This is a genomic window from Mycobacterium sp. (assembly GCF_019243155.1).
In the GTDB taxonomy this organism is placed as follows: Bacteria; Actinomycetota; Actinomycetes; order Mycobacteriales; family Mycobacteriaceae; genus Mycobacterium.
In genome coordinates this window covers 1-4,151 of the sequence record NZ_JAFAUS010000092.1, presented here as the reverse complement: position 1 = coordinate 4,151, position 4,151 = coordinate 1, and the positions used below count along the sequence as shown (strand labels likewise).

Annotated in this window: 4 protein-coding genes and 1 pseudogene; all 5 read left to right on the top strand. The window is 69.8% G+C overall.

Going from position 1 to position 4,151, the window contains the following annotated elements:
* Nucleotides 1–160: pseudogene (locus JOZ00_RS04660) on the top strand (ATP-binding protein); the annotation flags it as partial.
* The gene (gene dprA, locus JOZ00_RS04655) at nucleotides 157–1,320 is read left to right on the top strand and encodes a DNA-processing protein DprA (protein ID WP_293340302.1); all 1,164 of its coding nucleotides are present in this window, start codon (nucleotides 157–159) and stop codon (nucleotides 1,318–1,320) included. The pseudogene JOZ00_RS04660 and the gene dprA, both read left to right, overlap by 4 nt.
* Nucleotides 1,321–1,559: 239 nt before the next feature.
* Nucleotides 1,560–2,414 carry a siderophore-interacting protein gene (locus JOZ00_RS04650; RefSeq protein WP_293340300.1) on the top strand — a complete coding sequence of 285 codons (855 nt, stop codon included), beginning with the start codon at nucleotides 1,560–1,562 and terminating at the stop codon, nucleotides 2,412–2,414.
* Between the two features lie 41 nt (nucleotides 2,415–2,455).
* Entirely contained in the window at nucleotides 2,456–3,628 is a 1,173-nt protein-coding gene (locus JOZ00_RS04645; RefSeq protein WP_293340298.1) for a lactate 2-monooxygenase, read from the top strand.
* Between the two features lie 32 nt (nucleotides 3,629–3,660).
* Nucleotides 3,661–4,151 (top strand): site-specific integrase (locus JOZ00_RS04640; RefSeq protein ID WP_293340295.1); only part of this gene is annotated, 491 nt, incomplete at its 3' end.

Here is a 4,151-nt window from a genome sequence, read left to right as displayed (position 1 = left end):
GTTGCAAAAGGCATTGGACTACGGGCTGCTCAGCATCCGGGGTGTTGACCGCACCCTACGGGTCGCGTGGAGCCTGACCGACTTGGCCGGCCGCGTCTCGCCCGGTCCCGACGAGGTAGCGACCGCACTCAGTTTCCGCCAACCGGGTGCCCAGCGATGACGACCGCGCTCGACGACTCCGCGCTTCGCGCGTGGGCCTACCTATCCCGGGTCGCCGAACCGCCGTGCGCCGAACTCGCCACGCTGGTACGCCAGGTCGGGCCCGTGGAGGCCGCAGACCGGGTCCGCCGTGGAGTCGTCAACGACGAGGTGGGCAAACACACCAATGCCAGACGCGAAGTGGATTGTGCTGCAGCAGATCTCGACGCTCTCGCCCGTCGCGGGGGTCGGCTGATCACGCCCGACGACGACGAGTGGCCGCTGCTGGCCTTCGCCGGATTCGGTGGGGCGGGGGCGAAGCCGCGCGGCGGTGCGCCGATGGCGCTGTGGGCGCAGGGGCCGATGAGGCTCGATGAGGTCTCGCACCGGGCGGCCGCCGTGGTCGGGACCCGAGCCTCCACAGCGTATGGCGAGCAGGTGACCGCCGACCTGGCCGCCGGGCTCGCCGAGCGCGATGTCGCGGTCGTCTCCGGGGGCGCCTACGGCATCGACGGCGCCGCGCACCGCGCCGTGCTCGCCTCCGACGGAATCACGGTGGCGGTCCTAGCGGGCGGGCTCGACGTTCCCTACCCGAGCGGGCATAGCGCCCTGCTGCATCGGATCGGCCAGCATGGGTTGCTGTTCACGGAATATGCGCCCGGCGTCCGTCCTGCCCGGCACCGATTCCTGACCCGCAACCGTCTGGTCGCTGCCGTCAGCGGGGCCGCGGTGGTCGTGGAGGCAGGCCTGCGCAGCGGTGCCGCGAATACCGCGGCCTGGGCACGGGCGCTGGGACGTGTGGTGGCCGCGGTTCCCGGGCCCGTGACGTCCTCGGCATCGGCGGGTTGCCATGCGCTGCTGCGCAGTGGGGCCGAACTGGTCACCCGAGCCGATCATGTCGTCGAGCTCATCGGCCACATCGGTGAATTGGCAACCGAGGACTCGCGTCCGACAACTGCTTTCGACAGCCTGAGCGACTCCGAGCGGCAGGTCTATGAGGCATTACCGGGGCGCGGCGGCGCCACGGTCGACCAGATCGCGGTTGGGTCGGGGATGGCGCCCGAGCGGGTGCTCGGGCCATTGGCGGTCCTCGAACTCGCCGGTCTGGTCCGTCGCGACGAAGGGCGGTGGCGAATAGTCCGGGCCGGTGGCGACGGGACGGCGGCGGCTCGCCTGTGCTGAATTCGTCAGGCGGAGCGCCGGTTACCGACCGCCCACTCGAAGACATCTCCCGTGGACCGCGCGCCCTGGGCGGACTTTGGACCGGTTCGGTTCGCCGAGTTGCGCCAGCAGCCGATCACCGGCGGTAACGACGTCGGCGAACACCGCCGGATTTCGGTGCGCGCCTTCGCCGGCCAAGCTGCATCAACGGCGCGGCTCGTATAGTCGGTCGGGGGTCGGGGTCTGGGACAGGAGGACAAGTGGCAGGTCGACCACTGCAACGTTTCGAGGTTGTCGGTACCAAAGAACTCACACCGCACATGGTCCGAGTGGTGCTGGGGAGCGGGGATTTCAGCACTTTCGTTCCCAGCAAATTCACCGACTCTTACGTCAAATTGGTATTCGTCGCGGACGACGTCGACGTCGACGAATTGCCAGAGCCGTTAACTCTGGACAGCTTTGCCGCCCTGCCCGCCGAGAAAAAGCCCTCGGTGCGCACCATCACCGTCCGCCAGGTCGACGTGGCTGCCCGCGAGATCACGCTCGACATCGTCGTGCACGGCGACCACGGGATCGCAGGTAAGTGGGCCTCGTCGGCGCAGCCCGGCCAGCCCATCTACCTGATGGGGCCCGGTGGGGCCTTCACGCCGGACCCTGCCGCGGACTGGCATCTGCTGGCCGGCGACGAATCTGCCCTGCCGGCGATCGGGGCGGCCCTGGAAGCGTTGCCGCCCAGCGCGATCGGCAAGGCGTTCATCGAGGTGGCCGGGCCGGAAGACGAGATCGAGCTGACCGCGCCCGAAGGTGTCGAGGTGCACTGGGTCTACCGCGGCGGCCGGGCCGACCTGGTTCCCGAGGACCGCGCCGGTGACCACGCGCCGCTGATCGAGGCGGTCAAGACCAGCCTGTGGTTGCCGGGACAGGTGCACGTCTTCATCCACGGCGAGGCCCAGGCCGTCATGCACAATCTGCGGCCTTACATCCGCAAAGAGCGCGGCGTGGACGCGAAATGGGCGTCGTCGATCTCGGGTTATTGGCGGCGCGGCCGCACCGAAGAGACGTTCCGGCAGTGGAAGAAACAGCTCGCCGAGGCCGAGGAGGCCGCGGCGTCGTAGTGGGCTCGTCACGCCGAACGGCGGCTGGCATTCTCTAGCGCATGGCATTGTCACCCCGGTTCGGGGACTACCAGAACGAGATCTACCTGCAGGGCCTGGCCGGCGTGGTGCCCCCGCTGCCGATGGTCTTCGCCGAGCTGGAGGCCAGGGCCGCCACGACCCTGCCGCCCTCGGTTTGGTCGTACGTCGCGGGTGGGGCGGGCGACGAACGCACCCAGCGGGCCAACGCGCAGGTCTTCGAACGGTGGGGGCTCATCCCGCGGATGTTCGTCGGGGCCGCCGAACGCGACCTGTCCGTCGACCTGTTCGGGATGACCTTGCCGACGCCGGTGTTCATGGCGCCGATCGGCGTCATCGGCATCTGCGCCCAGGACGGCCACGGAGACCTGGCCGCCGCTCGCGCGGCCGCGCACACCGGCGTCCCGATGGTCGCCTCCACGTTGACCGTCGACCCGATGGAAGACGTCGCGGAGGCCCTCGGCGACACCCCGGGGTTCTTCCAGCTCTACACACCGACCGACCGGGAACTGGCCGCCAGCCTCGTGCATCGCGCCGAGGCGGCCGGCTTCAAGGGCATCGTCGTCACCCTCGACACCTGGGTCACCGGCTGGCGTCCGCGCGACCTGAGCACGTCGAACTTCCCGCAACTGCGCGGTCACTGCCTGGCGAACTACTTCAGCGACCCGGTGTTTCGCGCCGGCCTGCAACGCCCGCCGGAGGAGGACCGCCAAGGCGCGACGCTGCGCTGGATTCAGGTCTTCGGAAACCCTTTGACCTGGGATGATCTGCCGTGGCTGCGGTCGTTGACCGATCTGCCACTGCTGGTGAAGGGCGTCTGTCACCCGGACGACGCCCGCCGCGCGAAGGACGGCGGCGTCGACGGCATCTACTGCTCCAACCACGGCGGACGCCAGGCCAACGGCGGACTGCCCGCGCTGGACTGCCTGCCGGGGGTGGTCGAGGCGGCCGACGGACTGCCGGTCCTGTTCGACTCGGGGGTCCGTAGCGGCGCCGACGTGATCAAGGCGCTCGCGCTGGGGGCCACCGCGGTCGGCATCGGCCGCCCCTACGCCTACGGCTTGGCGCTCGGCGGTGTCGACGGCGTGGTTCACGTGCTGCGCACGATGCTCGCCGAGGCGGACCTCATCATGGCGGTCGACGGCTATTGCGCGCTCAAAGATCTCACCCCGGACACGCTCCGGCGCGTCGACTGAGTCGTCCACCCGGCGCCTGACACCGTGAGGGCGTGGACCAGATTCTTGAGGAGTTCGACGAGTACCTGGCGCTGCAATGCGGTCGTTCGGCGCACACCCGGCGCGCCTACCTCGGCGACCTGCGTTCGTTGTTCGCGTTCCTCGAAGCGCGCGGCGGCCTGGACGCGTTGAGCCTGCCGATCTTGCGCTCGTGGTTGTCCACCGCGGCCGCGACCGGCGTCGCCCGCACCACGCTGGCGCGGCGCACCTCGGCGGTCAAGGCATTCACCGCATGGGCCACGCGGCGCGGCCTGCTGACCGGCGATCCGGCGGCCCGGCTGCAGGTGCCGAAGGCGCACCGCACCCTGCCGTCGGTGCTGCGCCAGGATCAGGCCGGCGATGCCATGGCCGCCGCGAAATCCGGTGCCCAGCAAGGTGATCCGATGGCACTGCGGGACAGGTTGATCGTCGAGATGTTGTACGCCACCGGAATTCGGGTGAGCGAGCTGTGCGGTCTGGACATCGACGACGTGGACACCGGGTA